This is a genomic window from Eubacterium sp. AM46-8, assembly GCF_003466705.1.
Lineage (GTDB): Bacteria > Bacillota > Clostridia > Lachnospirales > Lachnospiraceae > Lachnospira.
In genome coordinates this window covers 1-22,634 of the sequence record NZ_QSEU01000015.1, presented here as the reverse complement: position 1 = coordinate 22,634, position 22,634 = coordinate 1, and the positions used below count along the sequence as shown (strand labels likewise).

Genomic DNA, 22,634 nt, shown 5'->3' with positions numbered 1-22,634 from the left:
TAACTGGAGTTACATTAACTTACATTTATCATAATATTGAAGGAGAAAGAATCATGGATTACAAGAAATCTGGAGTTGATATTGAAGCAGGTTACAAGTCAGTTGAGTTAATGAAAGAGGCTGTTAAGTCTACTATGAGAGAAGAAGTGTTAGGAGGACTTGGCGGATTTTCGGGCGCATTTTCACTTGCTAAGATTAAGGAGATGGAAGAGCCTGTATTACTTTCAGGAACTGACGGATGTGGAACTAAGGTTAAGTTAGCTTTCATTATGGACAAGCATGATACTATCGGTATTGATGCAGTTGCTATGTGTGTTAACGATGTTGTATGTGCTGGTGGAGAGCCACTCTTCTTCCTTGATTACATCGCATGCGGCAAGAATTATCCAGAAAAGATTGCTACTATCGTTGGTGGTGTTGCAGAGGGCTGCAGACAGTCTGAATGTGCACTTATCGGTGGTGAGACAGCAGAGCATCCGGGACTTATGCCACAGGATGAATATGATCTTGCAGGATTTGCTGTAGGTGTTGTTGATAAGAAGGATCTTATTACAGGCGAGAACATCAAGCCGGGTGATACTCTTATCGGTATCGCTTCAAGCGGTGTACACAGCAATGGATTCTCACTTGTAAGAAGCGTATTTACAATGACAGAGGAATCTCTTAATACATATTACGATTCACTTGGAAAGACATTAGGAGAGGCATTACTTGCTCCAACTAAGATATATGTTAAGACAATGAAGGAAATCAAGAAGGCAGGCGTTAAGGTTAAGGGCTGCAGCCATATCACAGGTGGTGGTTTCTATGAAAATGTACCTAGAATGCTTCCAGACGGTGTTAAGGCAGTAATTAAGAAGGACAGCTACGAAGTACCACCAATCTTTAAGATGCTTGCAGAAGATGGCAATATCGAAGAGCATATGATGTATAATACATTTAACATGGGTATCGGTCTTGTACTTGCCGTTGATCCTGCTGATGTTGATACAGTTATGGCAGCAGTTAAGGCTGCAGGTGAGACTCCATATGTTATCGGAAGCATTGAAGCTGGCGAGAAGGGAGTTACTTTATGCTAAGAGTTGCAGTTATGGTTTCCGGAGGCGGAACTAATCTTCAGGCTATTATCGATGCTGTTAAGGATGGAACAATCACTAACACAGAGCTTGTAGCAGTTATAAGCAATAATGCCGGAGCATATGCACTCACAAGAGCTAAGGATAACAATATTCCAGCATATTGCATATCACCTAAGGATTATGAAAGCAGAGATGCATTTAACGATGCGCTGCTTGATAAAGTGAATGAGCTTAATGTTGACCTTATAGTACTCGCAGGATTCCTTGTAAGAATCCCAGAGAAAATGGTTCATCAGTACAGCCACAGAATTATTAATATTCACCCATCACTTATACCTTCCTTCTGCGGAGTTGGTTTTTACGGACTTAAGGTTCATGAAGCAGCTTTAGAAAAAGGTGTTAAGGTATCAGGTGCAACTGTGCATTATGTAGATGAAGGAATGGATACAGGAGAGATTATTTTCCAGAAGGCAGTTGATGTACTTGATGGTGATACTCCTGAAACTCTTCAGAGAAGAATTATGGAGCAGGCTGAATGGAAGCTTCTTCCTAAGGCAATTAACAAGATTGCCAATGAACATGTTAATTAATGATTACTGACTAAGTATATAGATAACAATATGCGGAGGAATTAAGATGAAAGTATTAGTTGTAGGCAGCGGCGGAAGAGAGCATGCAATATGCTGGAAGTTAAGCAAGAGTCCTAAGGTTGACAAGATATACTGTGCACCGGGTAATGCGGGAATTGCAGAACTTGCAGAGTGTGTTGATATTAAGGCAATGGAGTTTGAGAAGCTTGTAGCATTTGCTAAGGAAAACAGCATTGACCTTACTGTTATCGGTATGGACGACCCACTTGTCGGCGGTGTCGTTGATGTATTCGAGGCAGAGGGCTTAAGAGTATTCGGACCAAGAAAAAATGCAGCTATTCTTGAAGGATCTAAGGCATTTTCTAAGGACCTTATGAAGAAATACAATATTCCAACAGCAGCTTATGAAACATTTACATCAGCCAAAGAGGCCAAGAAGTACCTTGAGACTGCTGAGTATCCTATCGTTCTTAAGGCTGACGGACTTGCACTTGGCAAGGGTGTTCTCATCTGTGAGAACAAAGAGGATGCACTTGCAGGTGTTGATGAGCTTATGCTTGACAAGAAATTCGGAACAGCAGGTGATACTATTGTCATTGAGGAATTCATGACAGGCCGTGAGGTTTCAGTACTTTCATTTGTTGATGGTAATACAATTAAGATTATGTCATCAGCTCAGGATCATAAGAGAGCTAAGGATGGTGATCAGGGGCTTAATACAGGCGGAATGGGTAACTTCTCACCATCACCTTTCTACACTAAGGAAGTTGATGAGTTCTGTAAGAAATACATTTATCAGGCAACTGTTGATGCAATGAAGAGTGAGGGCAGACCATTTAAGGGAGTTATCTTCTTTGGACTTATGCTTACTCCAAAGGGACCAAAGGTTCTTGAGTACAATGCAAGATTTGGTGATCCTGAGGCACAGGTTGTTCTTCCTAGAATGAAGAATGATATTGTTGATGTATTTGAGGCTTGTATTGATGGAACTCTTGATAAGGTTGACCTTCAGTTTGAAGATAACGCATGTGTATGTGTAATTCTTGCTTCTGACGGATATCCACTCGCATACGAGAAGGGCTTCGAGATTAAGGGAATGGAAAATTTCAAGGGTAAGGATGATTATTTCTTATTCCATGCAGGTTCTAAATTCAACGAAGAAGGCAAGGTTGTAACTAACGGAGGACGAGTTCTCGGTGTTACAGCACTTGGCAAGGACCTTAAGGAAGCAAGAGCCAAGGCTTATGAAGCTACTGAATGGGTAGATTTCGATAACAAATATATGAGACATGATATTGGTAAGGCAATTGATGAAGCTTAATCAGTTATTTTAAGTATTAAAAATGGGGGCAGATGGCTGGAGAATACCGGTTATCTGCCTTAGTGTGTAAATGAGGAGACAATTATGAAAATAACACCAGTTAAGGGTACTAATGATTATCTTCCTAATGAGGTTGAAATCAGGGATTACCTTCAGAATGAGATATTAAAGGTATATGTTGCTAATGGATTTGAACACATTACAACACCTATTATTGAGGATATTGAGAACCTTGATAAGAGTGATGGTGGTGAGAATTTAAATCTTATATTCAAGATTATGAAGAGAGGCGATAAGCTTGAGAAGGCTGTAAGTTCACTTCAGGAAAATCCTAAGACAGGAACAGCCTGTGAGAATGAAATTGCTGATATGGGATTAAGATATGACCTTACACTTCCGCTCAGCCGTTACTTTGCTAACAACAAGGACAAGCTTACTCTTCCTATGAAATGTATCCAGATGGACAGAGTGTACAGGGCTGAAAGACCACAGAAGGGCAGACTTCGTGAGTTTGTTCAGTGTGATATTGATATTATCGGTTCTGATTCTACAGATTCAGAGGTTGAACTTATTCTTACAACAACCAAGGCCCTTAAGGCTATTGGCATGAAGAATTTCAAGGTTAAGATTAACGACAGAAGACTTCTCCGTTCATTCCTTCAGAATTGTGGATTTGCAGAGGAGCAGCTTGACAGTGTGTGCATTACATTTGACAAGATGGATAAGGTCGGACTTGATGGTGTTAAGGCTGAGCTTACAGATAAGGGCTTTGATGCTGCTGCAATTGAGAAGTTTATCGGATTCTTTGGAAGTGTTTCAAGTGCACAGGAGATAAGCCTTGAAAGTGTTGAAGCTATACTGGATGATAAAGCTCCGGCAGAGAGTGTAAGAGGAATCATTAATACAGTAAATGAGCTTTCAGACGGTCAGTTTGATGTTGTATTTGACCTTTCTTTAGTAAGAGGTCAGGGCTACTATACAGGAACTGTATTTGAAGTTGAAAGTATTGATTTCAAGGGTGCTATCGCAGGTGGTGGAAGATATGACAACCTTATTGGCAAGTTCTTAGGACAGCAGGTAAGCGCTGTTGGATTCTCAATCGGATTCGAGAGAATCTTCTCAATCCTTATGCAGAATGGCGTTGAGACTAAGGCATCAGCAGATAAGATTGCTGTTATGTATGATGAGGGACAGGTTAAGGAAGCCTATGCAATAGCAGAAAAATACAGAGCAGAAGGTAAGGTATGCTCATTATATGTAAAGCCTAAGAAGATGGGTAAGTTCCTCGGAAAGCTTGAAGAGCGTGGATATAAAGGATTTGTCAATGTCAGCAATGGGGACGAGATAAGCTTGTTTTAGTGAGTTTTATGGCGCAGCCTTTTTAAGGGCTGCGCTTATTGCTTCTATAAAGACGGAATATGTATATCTGTTGGCTGAATCATAGGTTATGTTGGTTGTGCCAGCTTCCATGACTTTAGCAGCAACTTCATCAAATGAAGTCGCCAGTTTAGGGTACATGGTAGTGATTGACTCGGAAAGATTAACAAGCTCAATGCTGTTAATGTTAGAAGAATCAACTGTGACCTGGATGTCAACGGGATTGCCATCTAACAGGATAGAAGCGGTATATACTCCGGGGCAGAATTTAGGAGCGTCGGCATTATCAAGGGGTGTTTCAATATTAGAAGAAGCAGAAGCATTTACAGTGCTGCTCCTAGGCTGAGTAGTGTTTCTGGAATTATCAGAATCCTTGCTGCCAAGACGGATAACAGCGAATATAACAAATGCTATTACAATAGCAGCGATAACTGCTCCAATAAGGAGCTTTTTAAGTGGAATAACAACGATTTTAGTCTGACTCATCACAAAGAAACCTGCCCTTCATATTCATTATTACAAAATATATGGCAGACATGAGAAGATTATGATTAAAATGTGGTATATTAATTACAAATGTATTAAAGAGACGAATGATTATGAACCGTAGATTTACCAAAATATTTGCAGTAATAATGCTGATAGCGGCAGGCATGACAGCGTGTGGACAAAAGAAAAATGTAACAATAGATGATACATTTGAAACAGAGACAGCGAACATACAGGAGATTGCAGTACAGGAAATTACAACACAGGAAGCTACAACAGAAAAAGAACTGGAAGATGATGAGTATGTACTTGTGAAAAAATACATACCGGATATATATGTCGAATTAATGTATGCAACAGAAAATAATTTTACAGGAGTAAAAATATATGATTTCACAGATGCATACCTGAGATATGGTACAGTTAAGAAACTTGCAAATGTGCAGAAAGAGCTGAATTCTTCTGGGTACAGTCTGAAGATATGGGATGCATACAGGCCATTTGAGGCGCAGGAAAAGTTGTGGGAAGTGTATCCAGATCCGAATTATGTAGCTAATCCGGCAAAAGGAATGAGAAAACACAATCTTGGTGGAACGGTAGATGTAACAATGGTTGACATTAATGGAGATGAGATTCCAATGCCTACAGAATTTGATGTTTTTTCCTTGAAAGCAGACCGCAATTATGCAGACATAGCTGATGAAGAAGCTGTGAAGAATGTGATGATTCTTCAGAACACTATGGAAAATAATGGCTTTACAGGCTATAAGGGAGAATGGTGGGATTATTCGGATACAGACTTGTATGAACCAGTTAATTTCATCCCATAAAAAATAAATAACAAAAAACTGTATTATGATGAATATAGGATAGCATTTCTGTAATAATATAATGAGATAGTTAGAGGCTTCTATGACACTTATCTGGATTGCTAACGAATCAAGAGTTAAATATAATATTAATTAGCAGAAGAGGTATAATGTTGTTGGATGGTAGAACGCCTCTTTTGTATATAGGAATGTGAATAAAGTATGAATAAAGCTTGAATAATCTGTGTAAAAGTGTTAACATTAATGCAAGTTTTGAGTTGTATATGTTCACAATAGACAATTCAATGCATTTTAAAAATAATATAAAGGAGAAGAGCTATTATGCAAAAAATTAGAAAAGTTTTTGCAAAGGTGGTTGCTGGATTATTAGTAGTAAGTAATCTTGCAATAGCAGCACCTAGTATGACTTATGCAGCCTCTGCTACAAGTTTTACTACAGTTGGGGGCTGGAATGAAATGATGTATGCTACAATCAAAGGCGTTAAGGACGCAGATGTAACAGCAGTATCTTATTCAGGTCCAGTAAGCGGATCTCTTACAGGTGAAGATTTTGAGTACCTTGTCAGAGATACAAGCGATGGTGTAAGAGTCGATGTTATGGGATTAAAGCCAGGCACATATACTCTTACTGTAACAACAAAGACTGGCACATATACACAGTCAGGTATTGAGGTTAATGAACAGGACAGATCTGGATATGCGCATTACAATTATACTGATGGTGTAGGTGCATATAATGATGACGGAACATTAAAGGATAATGCAATTGTTCTTTATGTAACAGATGAAAACAAGAACACAGTTACACTTTCTTATGGTGGAGTAACAGTTTCAGGCATTGGTAATATTCTTAACTCAGTCGGTAAGGCATGTGGTGAAGCAGGTCATGAGACAGAGTGTAAGAAGGTATCGAAAGGAAAGACATATTACGGTAAGGGTAATACTAATCAGGGTATTCTCCAGTTACTTGCTGAGAATAATATACCATTAGTAATTCGTATGGTCGGAGCAGTATCAGAGTCTGGTCTTTATAAGACAGGAACATGGGCAGCAGCTAATGCAGGACTTATTGATGGCCTTACAGATTATGATTGTAATGATTATGGTGGAAGTATTGGCGACAATGGTCATATGGCACGTATGAAGTCAGCAAAGGATGTAACAATTGAAGGTGTTGGTACAGATGCAGCTATGGATGGATGGGGAATTCATTTTATGTCTGAGACATCAACAACAGCAGCTGGATTAGGAAAGAGCTTTGAGGTTCGTAACCTCACATTTATGAATCAGCCAGAAGATGCTATTGGTATGGAAGGTGTTCAGGATGGCTCTGTTATAACAGCTCCAGTTGAAAGATGCTGGATCCACAACAATGAGTTTTACAGCCCTTCTATAACAGGACCTGCAGAATCAGATAAAGCTGAAGGTGACGGTTCTTGTGATTTCAAGCGTGGTGAATATTTAACAGTTTCATATAACTACTTTGAAGGATGCCATAAGACTAACCTTGTTGGTTCATCAGATACATCATTACAGTATAATCTTACATATCATCACAATATCTGGAAGGGATGTGCGGCAAGACAGCCTCTTGGACGTCAGGCAAATATGCATTTCTACAATAACCAGTTTATTGGAACAACAGATTATGCTATGAATACAAGAGCTAATGCTTATATATATTCAGAATACAATTTATTTTTCATGACAAAGAATCCAATGGATGTAAGATCTGGAGCAATTAAGAGTTATAATGATTCATTCTCATCTTGTATTGGATCGATGACAGGAACAGTTGTTACAGATAAGTCAACAAAGGTTACATCTGGTAACAAATATGAGAATTTTGATACAAATGCATCACTTTCATACATTCCAAGTGGTGATTATCAGTTACAGACAAGCGTCACAGATGCAGCTAAGGTTCTTAAGGCATATAATGGTTGTATGCCAGAGAATGTTAAGACATCAGGGGAAGTTACTACATCAGAGTGCTCATTATTATCATATTGTGCACCTGGCGTAACACCAATTAATATCTCTGAATATCCATATACAGCAGCACCAGGAAAGATTAGCAAGACAGTATATGCATTTACAGTGGGTGGAACAGTTGATGTTACTGTATCATTTGCATCAGAAGCATTAACAACAACTGGATGCCTTGTTAATGAGTCTGGTGAGTGCTTCCAGGTAGGAAGTGGTACTGTTACAGGACTTCCAGCTGGAACATATATGATTATGCCATGTAATATTCAGTCAGGCAGCAATGGAGTTAATCCGGCAGCAGGAACATTTAAGGAGATGACTATTAATTCAATTACAATTAATGCGGCTGATCCTAATGCACATTATCATCATTATGTATCAGAGGTAACTAAGCAGGCTACATGTGCAGAAGAAGGCGTTATTACATATACATGTATAGCAACTAATGGAACATGTGATAAGAAGACATATACAGAGTCAATTCCAAAGACTGCTCATACATATGGTGAGTGGGTAGTTGAAAAGGAAGCAACAGAGACAGAGACAGGTCTTAAGAGACATACTTGTACAGTATGTGGGGCTGATCAAACAGCAGTTATTCCAGTTAAGGGAAGTGAGCCGGATGTACCAGCACCATCAGAAGGAAGCTATGTACAGAATTTCACAGCTTCAGGAATGACAAGTGATTTCTATAGTATTACAGGAAGTACATCAGATAGTAAGGGATCAGTAACATATAATGGACTTACACTTACAACATGTCTTAAGATGGAAAGCAGGACTAATATAAGTTTTACAGCACCATCTGCTGGAAAGCTTACACTTGTATTTGGCGGAACAACGGCAGCTTCTGGCAAGAGTGTAAAGATTAACGGTACAGAAGCAAAAGTTGGCAGTGATGGTACAGTAACAGTAGATGTTGCAAAGGGTGCTGTAACTGTAACAAAGGGAGATGCAATCAATCTTTTCTATATGGTATACACACCAGATGGAACAACAGAAGAGACACATACACATAACTATGTATCAAAAGTAACAAAGGAAGCAACATGTACAGAGGCAGGAGTGCTTACATATACATGTACATCTACAACAGGAACATGTGACAAGAAGACATACACAGAAGCAATACCAGCAAAGGGACACAGCTTCAGCACAGAGTGGACAATAGATGTTGAGCCAACAGAGACAACACCAGGAAGTAAGAGCCACCATTGTACAGTATGTGATGCGAAGACAGATGTAACAGAGATACCAGCAACAGGAGTTGTAGAAGAACCATTAGCAATAAGCGTAACAAAGACAGAAACAGAAGCTAATGTAACATTTACAGCAGAGGCTACAGGTGGAAAAGAAGGTTATACATATAAGTTTATAGTGTATAACAGAACAACAAAGACCTGGGGACTTGTACAGAATTTTAGTAGTAATAATACATGTACATGGACAAAAGGAAGTGCTGGAGACAGAGAGTTTTATGTAGATGTAAAAGATGCTGAAGGAAACATAGTAAGAAGCGAGATGCTTAATGTAAAGATGACAGCAGAAGCAACACTTACAGGAAAAGAAGCAATAGGAGCAGGTGAAAAACTTACTCTTAAAGCCCAGTCAAATGTTGGAGCAGGATGCACATATAAATTTATAATCTTTAATCCAGCAACAAATCAGTGGTTTAAGTTACAGGATTTCAGCTCAAATGATACAATAACATGGACAGCAGGAAATGATGGAACAAGAATATTCTATGTAGATGTAAAAGATGCAGCAGGAAATGTAACAAGAAGTAAGGCACTTAATGTTAAGATAGGAACAGGAAGTGCAGATAAGCTTACAATAAAGACAACAGTAAGTGCTACAACAACAAAGGTAGGAGACAAGTTAACATTCACAGCAGAAGGAAATGGAGGAGAGTCAGGATACACATATAAGATGGTTGTATATAATAGAACAACAAAGATATGGGGACTTGTACAGAACTTTAATAGCAACAATACAATAACATGGACAGCAGGAACAGAAGGAGACAGAGAGTTTTATATAGACGTAAAGGATGCCGCTGGAAATGTAACAAGAAGTGCAATGATGAATGTTAAAACAACAAAGTAATTAACTGTTATATGGAGCACACAGGGTTAAACCTGTGTGCTTTTTATTTTGCGAGAATGTGTTATACTAATAAAAATGTAAAAAGGGGAGTAACACATGTCACTACAATTAATTCTAGGCAGTTCTGGTGCGGGAAAATCACACCATCTGTATACACATATAATTGATGAGTCAATGAAGAATCCTGACAGGAATTATATAGTTGTTGTGCCAGAGCAGTACACTATGGCAATTCAGAAAAGACTGGTGTCCATGCACCCAAGAAAGGGAATCCTTAATATAGATGTTGTGAGTTTTGAAAGACTTGCATATAAAGTATTTGAGGAAGTGGGCGAGGACAATCTTGAAGTTCTTGATGACACAGGAAAGAATCTGATTATTAAAAGAGTTTTGGAGCAGAACAAGGACAGATTAAAATATTTTGGAAGTAATCTGTCTAATACAGGATTTGTGTCAGAGATTAAGTCTGTTATATCGGAGATGCTTCAGTATGATATCAAGCCGGATGTTATGCAGGATGCGGCAGGTGCAGCATACAGTGATTCAGAGGGAAGTGCAGCACTTCAGTATAAGCTTGATGATATCGTACTTGTATACAATGCGTTTGCCGAGTACATAGACAAAAACTATATAACTAAAGAAGAAATATTGGATAAATTATGCAGTAAGGTTGCAGAGTCAGAGAGAATAAAGAATTGCGAGATAGCATTTGACGGATTCACAGGTTTTACTCCGGTTCAGTATAATTTACTGACAATTCTTTTATCAATGTGTCCGAAGATATATGTTTCTCTGACAATTGATGCATCAGAGCGTGAAAATTCAGTAAGAGGCAGGGAAGAACTCTTTTTCATGAGTAAGGACTGTGTATCAAAGCTTTATAAGATATGTGATGAAGGACATGTAAAGATTCTTGAACCTGTGTATATTGCGGATAGGGAGATTCCGGGAAAGAATATAACTGTGAACATCAATTCAAGGTTTAAGAATTCAATAGAATTGGATTTTCTTGAACAGAACCTTTTTAGAAACAATGCGGGAAGATTTAACCAGAAGACTGACAATATCGTTATATATGAGGGAGCTGTTGCCAGGGAAGAATTAACATTTGCAGCAGGAGAAATAATAAGACTTACAAGACTATGTGGATACAGATATAATGAGATTGCGGTAGTTACTGCGGACATGGACGGCTACGGAAAGCTGGCGGCTAATATATTAAAGCAGAATGATATACCGTATTTCCTTGATTACAAACGCCATGTGACTGACAATCCATTCATTGCGGCAATTAACGGCGCACTTGGAATAATTGATAATAATTACAGCTATGACAGCATTTTAGGATTCCTTAGAACCGGAATGAGCGGAATGGAGCGCGAAGATATTGATCTGTTAGACAATTACTGTGTTGCGGTTGGAATCAGAGGCAGGGGAAAGTGGCATGAACCGTGGATAAGAAAGTTCAGGGGAACGGTCAATAATACTGACCTGGAGAAGCTTAATTCACTAAGAACAATGATAACGGATATGTTGGACCCATTGGAAGAAGTGCTAAAGTCAAAGGAATCAAATGTTGCTGATATGGTAAAGGCACTTTATGAGTTTCTTGTGCGTGAAAATATGGAGCATAAGGTAAGTGCGCTTAATGACAGCGAGTACACTGGTGATGAATATGCGCAGTTATATAAGAAAGTTATAGAAGTATTAGATAAAATGTATGCTCTTCTTGGAAGCGAGAAGGTTGGTATTAAAGAATTTAATAAAATACTTGCGTCAGGATTTCAGGAGATTAAGATAGGACTTATTCCGCAGACCAATGACTGTGTTGTTATAGGTGATATAGAAAGAACCCGTCTTGACAATATCAAGGTCATGTTCTTTGTCGGAATCAATGACGGCAACGTCCCTAAGAAAGCTGATTCAAGAAGCATTCTGTCAGAAAGCGACAGGGAATATCTTGAGGATAAGGGGATTGTTATGTCCGCTTCCGTAAGAGAGAAAGCATTTACACAGAGATTCTATCTGTATCTTATTATGACGAAGAGTGCGGAAAAGCTGTACATGTCATATGCTGTGAAAAACAGTGAGGGTGCAGCACTTATGCCATCTTACATTATAAGAAGCATGAGAAAAATGTTTCCACAGTGCCTTAAGTTATCTTACAAAGACACAGCACAGCAGAATTCTTATGTAACAATACCACATGCGGCTTACAGCTATGAACAGACTGAAACTGCTGCAAATGTAGATGAGGATATTATTGATTCACTTACGGGCGGAAGGCTTGTCGGAAGCGTAACTTCTTTTGAGAATTTTGCAGAGTGTCCATTGAGATATTACCTGAGGTATGGAGTTGATTTAAAGGAACGGGAAGAATTCACATTTTCACCAGTAAACTTCGGCGTCGTATTGCATGCGGTTATCCGTGAGGTGTGCGATGAAATCAAGAAAAACGGTGAGTCGTACTATCTGATATCAGAGGAGAAGCGCCGCGAGATGGTAAAAAGAAGTGTTTCTGCAATTACTGACATATACCAGAACAGTATCCTTAAGGATTCAAGCCGTAATTCATTCATGATTAAGCGAATGGAAGACCTTGCAGACCGTACTATATGGGCAATGGGTGAGCAGTTAAAATGTGGTGATTTCGTGCCATTTGTATTCGAGCATAAGTTTAATATGGAAGTCGGAGACGGAGACAGAAAGCAGCTTATGAGCGGAACAATTGACCGCGTGGACATATGTGAGAACGACACAGATGTGTATGTCAGGATTATTGATTACAAGACTGGAAAGAAGGATTTCAACATAGTAAAGACCTACTACGGAATTGATATCCAGCTTATGGTCTACATGGAAGCGGCGATGAAGCTTGTGGCAAAGATGCGTCCGGGTAAAAATGTGCTTCCTGCCGGAGTATTCTACTATAACATAAGCGACCCGATTGTATCTGCAACTAATGAGAGTGCGGAAGAGATAGAGGATAAGATTAAGGGTGAACTGCGTCTTAAAGGAATGGTCAATTCTGATAAGGATATTGCCGAGAAAATGGACAATACCGGGGGTACATCACTTAATATTCCAGTGAGCAGAAAGGCTGACGGCGGATTTGATTCAAGAAGAAGCAAGGTGATGAATACAGAACAGTTTAACATGCTTGGAAGATTCGTTGATGTAAGGGCGGTTGATACCGCGGATAGAATTGCAGGTGGTGATATCAGGAGAAGTCCTTATAAAGACGGACAGTTTTCAAGCTGTGACAGATGTCCTTATGGGGCAGTGTGCGGATTTTCAGTGGATTTGCCAGGCTGCAATTACAGAAAATTAAAGAAATTCGATGATGAAGTATTATGGAATAATATAAAGGAAGGGGTTGATGAGAATGGAAAGAAAATGGACGCCGGCGCAGAAGAACGCGATTGATACAAGAGACTGTAATGTGCTGGTTTCGGCGGCTGCCGGTTCAGGAAAGACTGCTGTTCTGGTAGAGCGAATTATTTCCATGATTACAGACCCTGACAAGAATATAGATATAGACAGGCTGGTTGTTGTTACATTTACAAAGGCGGCAGCAGCCCAGATGAAAGACAAGATAAGAAAAGCACTTGATTCAATGCTTGACGAGAATCCGGGGGATGTGAACCTTTTAAGACAGATAACACTGCTTAACAATGCACAGATAACGACAATAGACAGTTTCTGTCTATGGATAATCAGAAATCATTTTCCAGAGGTTAATCTGGACCCGGGGTTCAGGATAATGGACGAGGGTGAGAAGAAGCTTATTGAAAATGATGTGTTAGAAGATGTGCTTGAGGAATTCTATGCCGAAGCAGATGAAGAATTCTTTAATCTTGTTGATGCATTTGGCATGGGACGGGACGATTCAGGGCTTGTGAGCATTATAGATAAAATATACCGTTTTTCAAGAAGCAATCCGTGGATTGATGAGTGGTTTGACGAGTGCATGTTAGTTTATGATGATGAGACTTACGATAATCCTGCAATTAAGGAGCTGTATGATTCAATTAAAAATGCACTTTTCGATTACCGTGATAAATACAACAGATTAGTAGATATCTGTTCTGAGCCGGCAGGACCTGCAGCATATACAAGTGCTTTGCAGTCTGACCTGCTTGGAATTAATGAGATGATTAATTCACAGGATTTTGGAGAGCTTGGCAGAAAGATAAGAACATTTTCATTTGAAGCACTGTCAAGAAAGAAGGATGCAGGAGCAGACCCGGATATTAAGGAATATGTCAAGGGGCAGCGAAAGCTGTTCAAAGATTATATAGGACGGCTTAATGACAAGATATTCTTAAAAGACGATGATGGAATATTTGAAGACATGCAGGGAGCAGGTATTCAGATACGGACTCTTCTTAAAGTGGCAAAGGTGTATGCAAAGCGTGTTTCGGAGGTGAAGCGGGAGAAGGGTATAATTGATTTTAACGATATGGAACATCTTGCACTTTCAATACTTGTAAAGAAAGAAGACGGAAAGCTTGTGTACACAGAGACTGCTGACAAGCTTGCAAACAGATTTGAAGAAATACTAATAGACGAGTATCAGGATTCCAACCAGCTGCAGGAGGTTATTCTTAATGCGGTGTCAAAGACGAGACTGTCAGGTGTGAATAATAATATATACATGGTTGGAGATGTAAAGCAGAGCATATACAAGTTCCGTCTTGCCTGCCCGGAGCTTTTCATAGAGAAGTACGATACATACGGCGAGACTGGCGATAATGTAAGAATTGAATTACAGAAGAATTTCCGAAGCCGGGAAAATGTGCTTGAGTGTGCCAATGATGTGTTCAGTCATATCATGAATAAGAATTTTTCAGGAATCGGGTATGACGAATCGGTAAGGCTTAATGCAGGATTTCCATATCCTGAATATAGTGACAGTAATTACGGTGATGAAGCCAACAAGAGTACAGACGTTATTCTTATATCTTCAGAGAATGAAGAAGAAGCTACGACAAGAGAGCTTGAGGCAGACAGGCTTGCAAAGCTGATTGAGGGAATAGTTTCTTCTGGCGTAAATGTGTATGATGCAGATGAGAATATATACAGACCGGCAGAATACAGGGATATTGTAATTCTTACAAGGTCAGTTACAGGTTGGGCAGATACATTTTCAGATGCCCTGATGGACAGGGGGATACCGGCGTATACAGATTCGTCAACAGGATATTTCAGCGTGCGTGAGATACAGGTAATCTTAAGCATGCTTACAATAGTAGATAATCCGGTTCAAGAGATAAGCCTTGCGGCGGCGATGATGTCTTATTTTGGAGGATTTACGGCAGCAGAGCTTGGAATGGTGAGAAAGCTTGGCAGAGAGTATGTGGATAAGAATGTGCATAATAATCTGTATGAACATTTGAAAGCAGTTGCAGTGCTTGCCGGAGCAGATAAGATACAGGAGACGGATGTTAAGCAGCTGTCCGGCAAATGTGCATTATTTCTTGCAAAGCTCACAGAATACCGAGACAAGAGCAGTGTTGAGTCACTATATGATCTGTGCTGGGAGATGATATATGATTCAGGCTACTACGATTATGTGGGAACAATGCCTGCCGGAACGCAGAGACAGGCTAACTTAAATGTCCTGCTGGAAAGAGCAGCGGGATATGGAAAGTCAAGTTATTCTGGTCTGTTTAATTTCTTAAGATATATTGAAAGACTTAAGAAGTTTGACGAAGATTTTGCAGAGGGGGCTGCCAGTCTTGATAATGAGAATCTTGTAAGAATTATGAGTATCCATAAGAGTAAAGGTCTTGAATTTCCTATTGTAATACTTGCTGGGGCGCATAAGAACATTAACTTTATGGATGCAACAGCACCGGTGCTTGTAGACCAGAACTTAGGAATTGCAGTTGATTATGTTGACCTTAAAAGAAGAACCAAGACACCTACCATAATAAAAGGTGCCATGGCAAGAAGAATTGTAAGGGAGTCGATAGCTGAGGAAGAGAGACTTCTCTATGTTGCAATGACAAGAGCAAGGGAAAAACTGATAATCACTGGAGTTGTAAAAGATGCAGACAAGACACTTGATAAATACAGGGGAAGTGCAAAGCAGCTTGAAGCAGATGGAATGTTGTCTTTCGCAGACAGTGAGAATATAAAGAACTATCTTGATATGATAATGCCGGTGTGCCTTATGGATTCAGATAAATTGAAAGGCAGCTTTAAAGTTATGGTTGATGCCGGAGAGGATTCCTTGGCTGATGCGGATGAATCCGGGGAGATGGCTGGTGAAGCGAATGCTGTTAGAATTGGGGAACTGGCTGATGAAATTATGGAAGCTGTGTCTTATCCTTTATTAGATGAGCTTCCGGAGTATGTTCCTGATGATAACGCAGCCAGAAGGATGAAGCTGACGGTTTCGCAGCTTAAGGCTATGCAGGCGGATGATGATTCAGAGGAAAATGCTTACATGGATGAATCTGTGAAGACAGCACTTAAAAAGGAAGCAGACGATGAGCAGACAGACAGTGAAGCAATGGTTGAACTGTCAAATTCAATAATTCCTAAATTTATAAGCGGCAAGGAAGTAAAGCTTGCAGCTAATGAACGAGGCAGCGCATATCACAGGGTTATGGAATGTCTTGATTATTCAGTGAGCGTGAACCTCGAAGGCGTTAAATCCGATATTGAGAGGATGTTAGAAACCTGCAAGATGAATGAATTACAGGTGAAAAGTGTCAATCCATGGGATATATATACATTTGTACAATCAGATATAGGCAGGAGAGTTGCAAATGCGGTGAACTGTGGCAGTGTCAGAAGAGAACAGCCTTTTGTATTTGAGTACGAGGACAGCTTATACAGGGCATAATTGACTTGTATTTTGAAGAGGACGGAGAACTTGTGATTGTTGATTATAAGACCGACCGGGTTAATAAAAGTGCTGAGGGAGCACAGAAACTTGTGAAAAGGTATGCAGTCCAGCTTAATTATTATGCCAAAGCTTTAGCACAATTGACGGGGAAATGTGTCAAAGAGAAGATAATATATTCATTTGCTTTAGCAAAAGGGATAATAATTGACTGATTTTACGAAAATTTAATATGAACTCTTGTTTTTATTGTGCATAAGTGGTAATATGGGTTTGTTTTTGGGATACATGGTATCCAAAATGTACAATTAATTATTGCAAAAAAAGGAGAAGAGCTATGAAAAACAGATTAAAAAAGTTTTTAAGTGTGGCACTGGTTGCAGTTATGACATTAGCATCAGTCGTAATTACTGATATTCAGCCAGTTCATGCAGCTTCTGGCGCAATAACAGAAGCAAACGGCTGGTTTGAGACAGCATATGTTAAGTGGACTCCAGTATCAGGAGCAACTGGATATAACGTATATGTTAAGTCTGCCAGCGCATCAGATGCAGCATATGTTCAGTTAGATGATGAACTTATAAGAAAGTATCCATCATACATGAGAGCAGATGCACTTGGATTAAGAGCAGGCGACTATGTTATGAAGGTTGTTCCTGTTGTAAATGGAAAAGAAGATAAAGCTGAAGCTATAGTTTCTAATACAATGACTGTATCTGCATATGACAGAAGTGGATTTACATTTTCAAGTAATTCACCAGCAAAGAACGGTGTTGGTGCATATAACAATGATGGTACATTAAAGTCAGGAGCATCTGTACTTTATGTGACAGAAGCTAATAAGAATACAGTTAAGATGAAGATTGGCAACACTGAATATACAGGTGTATCAGCTATTACACAGGCAATTAAGACTAAGAATAACTGCCAGCCAGTTGCTATCCGTATTATCGGTCAGGTTACATTAAGCGGACTTTCTTGCTCAGATATGAGATCAGCATATGCTATTGGCGTTAAAGGCGCAGCTAACGTAACATTTGAAGGTGTTGGTGATGATGCTACATTATATACAGCAGGTGTAGCTGCATTCCAGTCAAGCAGCATTGAAGTAAGAAATCTTGGCCTTATGAACTGGGGCGGTGGAAAAGATGGAGATGGTATAACTCTTAAGCAGTCACTTGGTGTATGGGTACATAACAACGATATATTTTATGGTAATGCTGGTTCAGATGGTGACCAGGCTAAGGGCGATGGCTCTATGGACTTAAAGGATAATTCACAGTATGTAACAATTTCTTACAATCATTTCTGGGATTCAGGAAAGATGTCACTTTGTGGTATGAAGTCAGAATCAGGTGAGAACTGGATTACATATCACCATAACTGGTTTGATCATTCTGATTCAAGACATCCTCGTATCAGAACAATGTCAGTTCATGTATATAACAATTACTATGATGGTAATGCTAAATATGGTGTTGGTGCAGCTAAGGACAGTGAGGCATTTGTAGAAGCTAACTACTTTAGAAATTGTCCATATCCAATGCTCAGCTCAATGCAGGGCAGCGATGTTCTTACAGGCGGAATATTCTCAGGCGAGAATGGTGGTGTCATCAAGGCATACAATAACTACATGGAAGGTCAGAAGTCTGTTATATATGCTAATTCAGATGCTGGCACAACAAGTGCAAGTGCAACTGATTTCGATGCATACCTTGCAACATCAAGAAGTGAAACAGTTCCTTCTACATATTCAGCAAAACAGGGTGGAAAGACATATTCTAATTTCGATACAAAGGTTGATTTAGGTGTTAAAGAATCAGCAATTGATAATCCTGCAGATGTTCCATCAATTGTAACATCTGAGGCAGGTCGTCTTGCTGGAGGAGACTTCAAGTGGACATTTGATAACAGTGTTGATGATGCAAGCTATTCACTTAACACAGCATTAAAGACAGCACTTAACAACTACAAGACATCTCTTGTATCTGTAGGTGGTGGAAGCACATCAGGTGAATCACATACACATACATATGGTGAGTGGGTAATTGAAAAGGAAGCAACAGAGACAGAGACAGGCCTTAAGAGCCGTACATGTTCAGTATGTGGAGATAAGCAGACAGAAGTTATTCCTAAGAAGGGTTCAACAGATACACCAGATGTACCAGCCCCATCAGAGGGAAGCTATGTACAGAACTTCACAGCAGATGGAAAGACAAGTAATTTCTATGCAATAACAGGTAATCTTGCAACTAATAAGGGCACAGTAACATATAATGGACTTACACTTACACAGTGTCTCAAGATAGAATCAGCAACAAATATTAAGTTTACTGCTACAGCAAAGGGTAAACTTACACTTGTATTTGCAGAAGCAAGTAAGTCTATAAAGGTAAATGGTACAAAGTATGCATCTGATTCAAATGGTATTGTATCAGTAGATGTTAACGCTGGAAGTGTAGAGATAACAAAGGGAGATACAATGAATCTCTTCTATATGGTATATACACCAGATGGAACAACAGAAGAGACACATACACATAACTATGTATCAAAAGTAACAAAGGAAGCAACATGTACAGAGGCAGGAGTGCTTACATATACATGTACATCTACAACAGGAACATGTGACAAGAAGACATACACAGAAGCAATCCCAGCAACTGGACATAAGTTCAGCACAGAGTGGACAATTGATGTAGCTCCAACAGATACAACACCAGGAAGCAAGAGTCATCATTGTACAGTATGTGATGCAAAGACAGATGTAACAGAGATTCCAGCAACAGGAACAGAAGAAGAGCCATTAGCAATAAGTGTTACAATGGCAGAAACAGATAACGATATAACATTTACAGCTGAAGCTACAGGTGGAAAAGAAGAATATACATATAAGTTTATCGTGTATAACAGAACAACAAAGACATGGGGACTTATACAGAATTTCAGTAGTGATAATACATGTACATGGACAAAGGGAAGCGCTGGAGACAGAGAGTTTTATGTAGATGTAAAAGATGCAGAAGGAAATATAGTAAGAAGTGAGATGCTCAATGTTAAGATGAAGCAATAGCTACACTTACAGGAGAGACATCAGTAGAAGCTGGAGGAAAGCTTACACTTAAAGCCCAGTCAAATGTTGGAGCAGGATGCACATATAAATTTATAATCTTTAATCCAGCAACAAATCAGTGGTTTAAGTTACAGGATTTCAGCTCAAATGATACAATAACATGGACAGCAGGAAATGATGGAACAAGAATATTCTATGTAGATGTAAAAGATGCATATGGAAATGTAACAAGAAGTGAAGCACTTAATGTTACAGTTGGAACAGGAAAAACAGATAAGCTTTCAGTAAAGACAACAGTAAGTGCTAACACAACAAAGGTTGGAGATAAGGTAACATTTACAGCAGAAGGAATTGGAGGAGAGTCAGGTTACACATATAAGATGGTTGTATATAATAGAACAACAAAGACATGGGGACTTGTACAGAACTTCAATAGTAACAATACAATAACATGGACAGCAGGAACGGCAGGAGACAGAGAGTTTTATATAGACGTAAAGGATGCCGCTGGAAATGTAACAAGAAGTGCAATGATGAATGTTAAAACAACAAAGTAATTAACTGTTATATGGAGCACACAGGGTTAAACCTGTGTGCTTTTTCGATTATATTAGCGATATAATTGTTGATAATAATTAGAATTGTGTATATAATATACTTTTAGATTAATAAAAAATGAGAGGGGAATTATTATGCCAAAGATAAGTGTTATTACGCCTGTCTATAAAGTTGAAGAATATTTAGGCAAATGTATCGATAGCATACTTGAACAAACATTTGAAGATTTTGAACTGATTATTGTCGATGATGGATCTCCTGATTCGTGTGGTAAAATAGCAGATGGATATTTAAGTAAAGATTCAAGGGTAAAAGTTATACATAAGGAAAATGGTGGGGCACCAAGCGCTAGAAATAAAGGAATAGAAATAGCTACAGGTGAATGGTTTTATTTTCCTGATTCGGATGACTGGTTAGAATCAGATTATTTGGAGAAACTGTATAACGTTGCAGTCAAAACAGATGCTCAAATGGTAATATCCGGGTATACAATGGAGTATTTTGAGAATGGAACAAGTAATAGTTACAGTGTTTCAACACCTGAATTTGATTACAAAACACAGAATATGGTTAGAAATAATTTACATAATTATTTTGATAATATGATGATTGCTGTGCCATGGAACAAGTTATATAAAGCGGATTATATAATGAAAAATAATATTCGTTTTCCAGAACTAAAGTGGGATGATTTGCATTTTAATATGGAAGTAATTATGGATATTGAAAAAGTGGCTATATGTAGCAGTTCGGGATATCATTTCTTTAGATCAAGAATGGGGTCAGAAACAACGACTGTTTTTGATAACATGTTATATCAAAAGAGAAAAGAACAATTTGAACATGTTTTGAAGGTTTATCATCATTGGAAAGTTAATAATAGTGATATTCTAAAAATAATATATGGATATTATGCTTCTCGATTAGTTCAGTGTGTGCAAGAAATTGCGATAAGCAATAATAGCAAAGAAGATAAAAAGAAAATGATTTCAAATATATTAAATGATAAGCTTAGCTATAAAGCTATTAGAGTAGGAAAGATAAAATCTAAAATTTTATCAATTGCTGTGATTCCTATGAAAATTAAGAATGTTACTTTGTGTATATGTATGGGTAAGATTATTGGTTTTGCCAAGGTATATGTATGGGTAAGATTATTGGTTTTGCCAAGGTAAATATGACATCCCTGTTTTATAAAATAAAATCAAAATCAGTGAATAAAGCAAAGGTTATTAATTAATACAATAATAATATGGAGCGACAATAATGATAAAATCTTTAGTAAAAGACATATTAGATGATGTTCAGACAATTTCTTATAAAAAATTAGAAAATAGACTTGAAAGATATGACGAAGTAGCATTTGATATTTTTGATACACTTATCAAGAGAAATGTTCCTAAGCCAATAGATGTTTTTGAGCTTATGGAGAAATGTCTTGGATATAATGACTTTTGTAAGAATAGAATCAGAGCAGAAATCGAAGCTAGAAGAGTATCGGCTGAGGTGACTCTTAAAGATATATATACAGTGATGAAATCTTACGATGATAATACTAAGCATATCCTTATGAAGGCTGAAATTGAATATGAAAGAAATTTGTGTATTGCCAACAAAGATATGATTGATATATATAATAAGATTGTGAAAAATAAACGCGTGTTCTTAATATCAGATATGTATCTTTGCAAAGAAGTTATTGAATCAATTCTTGAGAAAAACAATATTATAGGATATGAAGAACTTATAATATCTAATGAGATTGGTAAAAGCAAAGCTGATGGAGAATTGTTCAAATATGTATTATCAAAATATGGATGTAAAAATATGTGCCATGTAGGAAATAATTTTATGGCTGATTATATATCACCTAAAAAATTAGGATTAAAATCCTATAAAATTAAAACAAATACATATCGTTTGCCAAGGAAATATATAATTGATAGAGACAAAGGGCAGTTTTTGAATGCTTTTTTAAATAACAATCATGATGCCTATAAAGATTATTTTTATAATTTTGGATATGAAAGATTTGGCCCTGTATTATATGGCTTTATAAAATGGATGTATGAAGACATGAAAAGAGAGGGAATACAAGAAGTCTATTTTATGGCAAGAGATGGATATATAATGGAAAAAGTATATCGCGAATTAGAATATAATAATGATATACCAGATAAATATTTTGAGGCATCCAGAAGAAGCTTAAGAGTACCATCATATTGTAAGGATAGTAGTTTAGAGAGTGTAATAAAGGAATCTCCATTATTATCAACAACTAATATGGAGCAACTTTTAGATAGTTTGGGATTAGAGATTTTAGATTATAAAGATAAAATTGAAAAATATGGATTTACTTTAGATGA

General features: G+C 38.1%; 14 protein-coding genes. 13 read left to right on the top strand and 1 reads right to left on the bottom strand.

Annotated elements, in window-relative coordinates; all coding sequences use genetic code 11:
• Positions 1-53 precede the first annotated feature (53 nt).
• The 4 genes from purM (at position 54) to hisS (ending at position 4,349) form a co-directional block, all read left to right on the top strand.
• Entirely contained in the window at positions 54-1,079 is a 1,026-nt protein-coding gene (gene purM, locus DW963_RS10270; RefSeq protein WP_117915584.1) for a phosphoribosylformylglycinamidine cyclo-ligase, read from the top strand.
• On the top strand, positions 1,073-1,669 hold the full coding sequence (gene purN / locus DW963_RS10265) for a phosphoribosylglycinamide formyltransferase (RefSeq protein WP_117915582.1): 597 nt from the start codon (positions 1,073-1,075) through the stop codon (positions 1,667-1,669). Before purM ends, purN begins: the two co-directional genes overlap by 7 nt.
• A gap of 46 nt (positions 1,670-1,715) precedes the next feature.
• Positions 1,716-2,990 (top strand): phosphoribosylamine--glycine ligase, encoded by a 1,275-nt coding sequence (purD, locus tag DW963_RS10260; protein ID WP_055286313.1) that lies wholly within the window; start codon positions 1,716-1,718, stop codon positions 2,988-2,990.
• A gap of 84 nt (positions 2,991-3,074) precedes the next feature.
• A complete protein-coding gene (gene hisS, locus DW963_RS10255) occupies positions 3,075-4,349 on the top strand; it encodes a histidine--tRNA ligase (RefSeq protein WP_117915580.1) in 1,275 nt (424 codons plus the stop codon).
• 6 nt (positions 4,350-4,355) lie between these two features.
• Here hisS and DW963_RS10250 read toward each other — a convergent pair whose 3' ends face one another.
• A complete protein-coding gene (locus DW963_RS10250; RefSeq protein ID WP_117915578.1) occupies positions 4,356-4,853 on the bottom strand; it encodes a hypothetical protein in 498 nt (165 codons plus the stop codon).
• Positions 4,854-4,966: 113 nt separating this feature from the next.
• On the opposite strand from DW963_RS10250, the gene DW963_RS10245 reads away from it, so the two are divergent.
• The 9 genes from DW963_RS10245 to DW963_RS10210 all read left to right on the top strand — a co-directional run.
• Positions 4,967-5,686, top strand: coding sequence for a M15 family metallopeptidase (locus DW963_RS10245; protein WP_199665636.1), 720 nt, complete (start codon positions 4,967-4,969; stop codon positions 5,684-5,686).
• Between the two features lie 321 nt (positions 5,687-6,007).
• The gene (locus DW963_RS10240; RefSeq protein WP_117915576.1) at positions 6,008-9,781 is read left to right on the top strand and encodes a pectate lyase family protein; all 3,774 of its coding nucleotides are present in this window, start codon (positions 6,008-6,010) and stop codon (positions 9,779-9,781) included.
• A gap of 96 nt (positions 9,782-9,877) precedes the next feature.
• Entirely contained in the window at positions 9,878-13,207 is a 3,330-nt protein-coding gene (locus DW963_RS10235; RefSeq protein ID WP_117915574.1) for a PD-(D/E)XK nuclease family protein, read from the top strand.
• Entirely contained in the window at positions 13,167-16,637 is a 3,471-nt protein-coding gene (addA, locus tag DW963_RS10230) for a helicase-exonuclease AddAB subunit AddA (protein ID WP_158568701.1), read from the top strand. Before DW963_RS10235 ends, addA begins: the two co-directional genes overlap by 41 nt.
• 5 nt (positions 16,638-16,642) lie before the next feature.
• Positions 16,643-16,852, top strand: coding sequence for a PD-(D/E)XK nuclease family protein (locus tag DW963_RS10225; RefSeq protein WP_158567487.1), 210 nt, complete (start codon positions 16,643-16,645; stop codon positions 16,850-16,852).
• 122 nt (positions 16,853-16,974) lie between these two features.
• On the top strand, positions 16,975-19,710 hold the full coding sequence (locus tag DW963_RS10220; protein WP_117915568.1) for a pectate lyase family protein: 2,736 nt from the start codon (positions 16,975-16,977) through the stop codon (positions 19,708-19,710).
• Positions 19,711-20,090: 380 nt separating this feature from the next.
• Positions 20,091-20,267, top strand: coding sequence for a hypothetical protein (locus DW963_RS13330; protein ID WP_158568699.1), 177 nt, complete (start codon positions 20,091-20,093; stop codon positions 20,265-20,267).
• A gap of 135 nt (positions 20,268-20,402) precedes the next feature.
• Positions 20,403-21,443, top strand: coding sequence for a glycosyltransferase family 2 protein (locus DW963_RS10215; protein WP_117915566.1), 1,041 nt, complete (start codon positions 20,403-20,405; stop codon positions 21,441-21,443).
• Between the two features lie 91 nt (positions 21,444-21,534).
• A partial coding sequence (locus tag DW963_RS10210; protein ID WP_147347594.1) for an HAD-IA family hydrolase occupies positions 21,535-22,634 on the top strand: 1,100 nt, incomplete at its 3' end.

Excerpts from the sequence above, each read along its gene's own strand:
- purM (WP_117915584.1), top strand. The coding sequence starts at position 54 with ATGGATTACAAGAAATCTGGAGTTGATATTGAAGCAGGTTACAAGTCA.
- purN (WP_117915582.1), top strand. The coding sequence starts at position 1,073 with ATGCTAAGAGTTGCAGTTATGGTTTCCGGAGGCGGAACTAATCTTCAG.
- purD (WP_055286313.1), top strand. The coding sequence starts at position 1,716 with ATGAAAGTATTAGTTGTAGGCAGCGGCGGAAGAGAGCATGCAATATGC.
- hisS (WP_117915580.1), top strand. The coding sequence starts at position 3,075 with ATGAAAATAACACCAGTTAAGGGTACTAATGATTATCTTCCTAATGAG.
- DW963_RS10250 (WP_117915578.1), bottom strand. The coding sequence starts at position 4,853 with ATGAGTCAGACTAAAATCGTTGTTATTCCACTTAAAAAGCTCCTTATT.
- DW963_RS10245 (WP_199665636.1), top strand. The coding sequence starts at position 4,967 with ATGAACCGTAGATTTACCAAAATATTTGCAGTAATAATGCTGATAGCG.
- DW963_RS10240 (WP_117915576.1), top strand. The coding sequence starts at position 6,008 with ATGCAAAAAATTAGAAAAGTTTTTGCAAAGGTGGTTGCTGGATTATTA.
- DW963_RS10235 (WP_117915574.1), top strand. The coding sequence starts at position 9,878 with ATGTCACTACAATTAATTCTAGGCAGTTCTGGTGCGGGAAAATCACAC.
- addA (WP_158568701.1), top strand. The coding sequence starts at position 13,167 with ATGGAAAGAAAATGGACGCCGGCGCAGAAGAACGCGATTGATACAAGA.
- DW963_RS10220 (WP_117915568.1), top strand. The coding sequence starts at position 16,975 with ATGAAAAACAGATTAAAAAAGTTTTTAAGTGTGGCACTGGTTGCAGTT.
- DW963_RS13330 (WP_158568699.1), top strand. The coding sequence starts at position 20,091 with ATGGTTGTATATAATAGAACAACAAAGACATGGGGACTTGTACAGAAC.
- DW963_RS10215 (WP_117915566.1), top strand. The coding sequence starts at position 20,403 with ATGCCAAAGATAAGTGTTATTACGCCTGTCTATAAAGTTGAAGAATAT.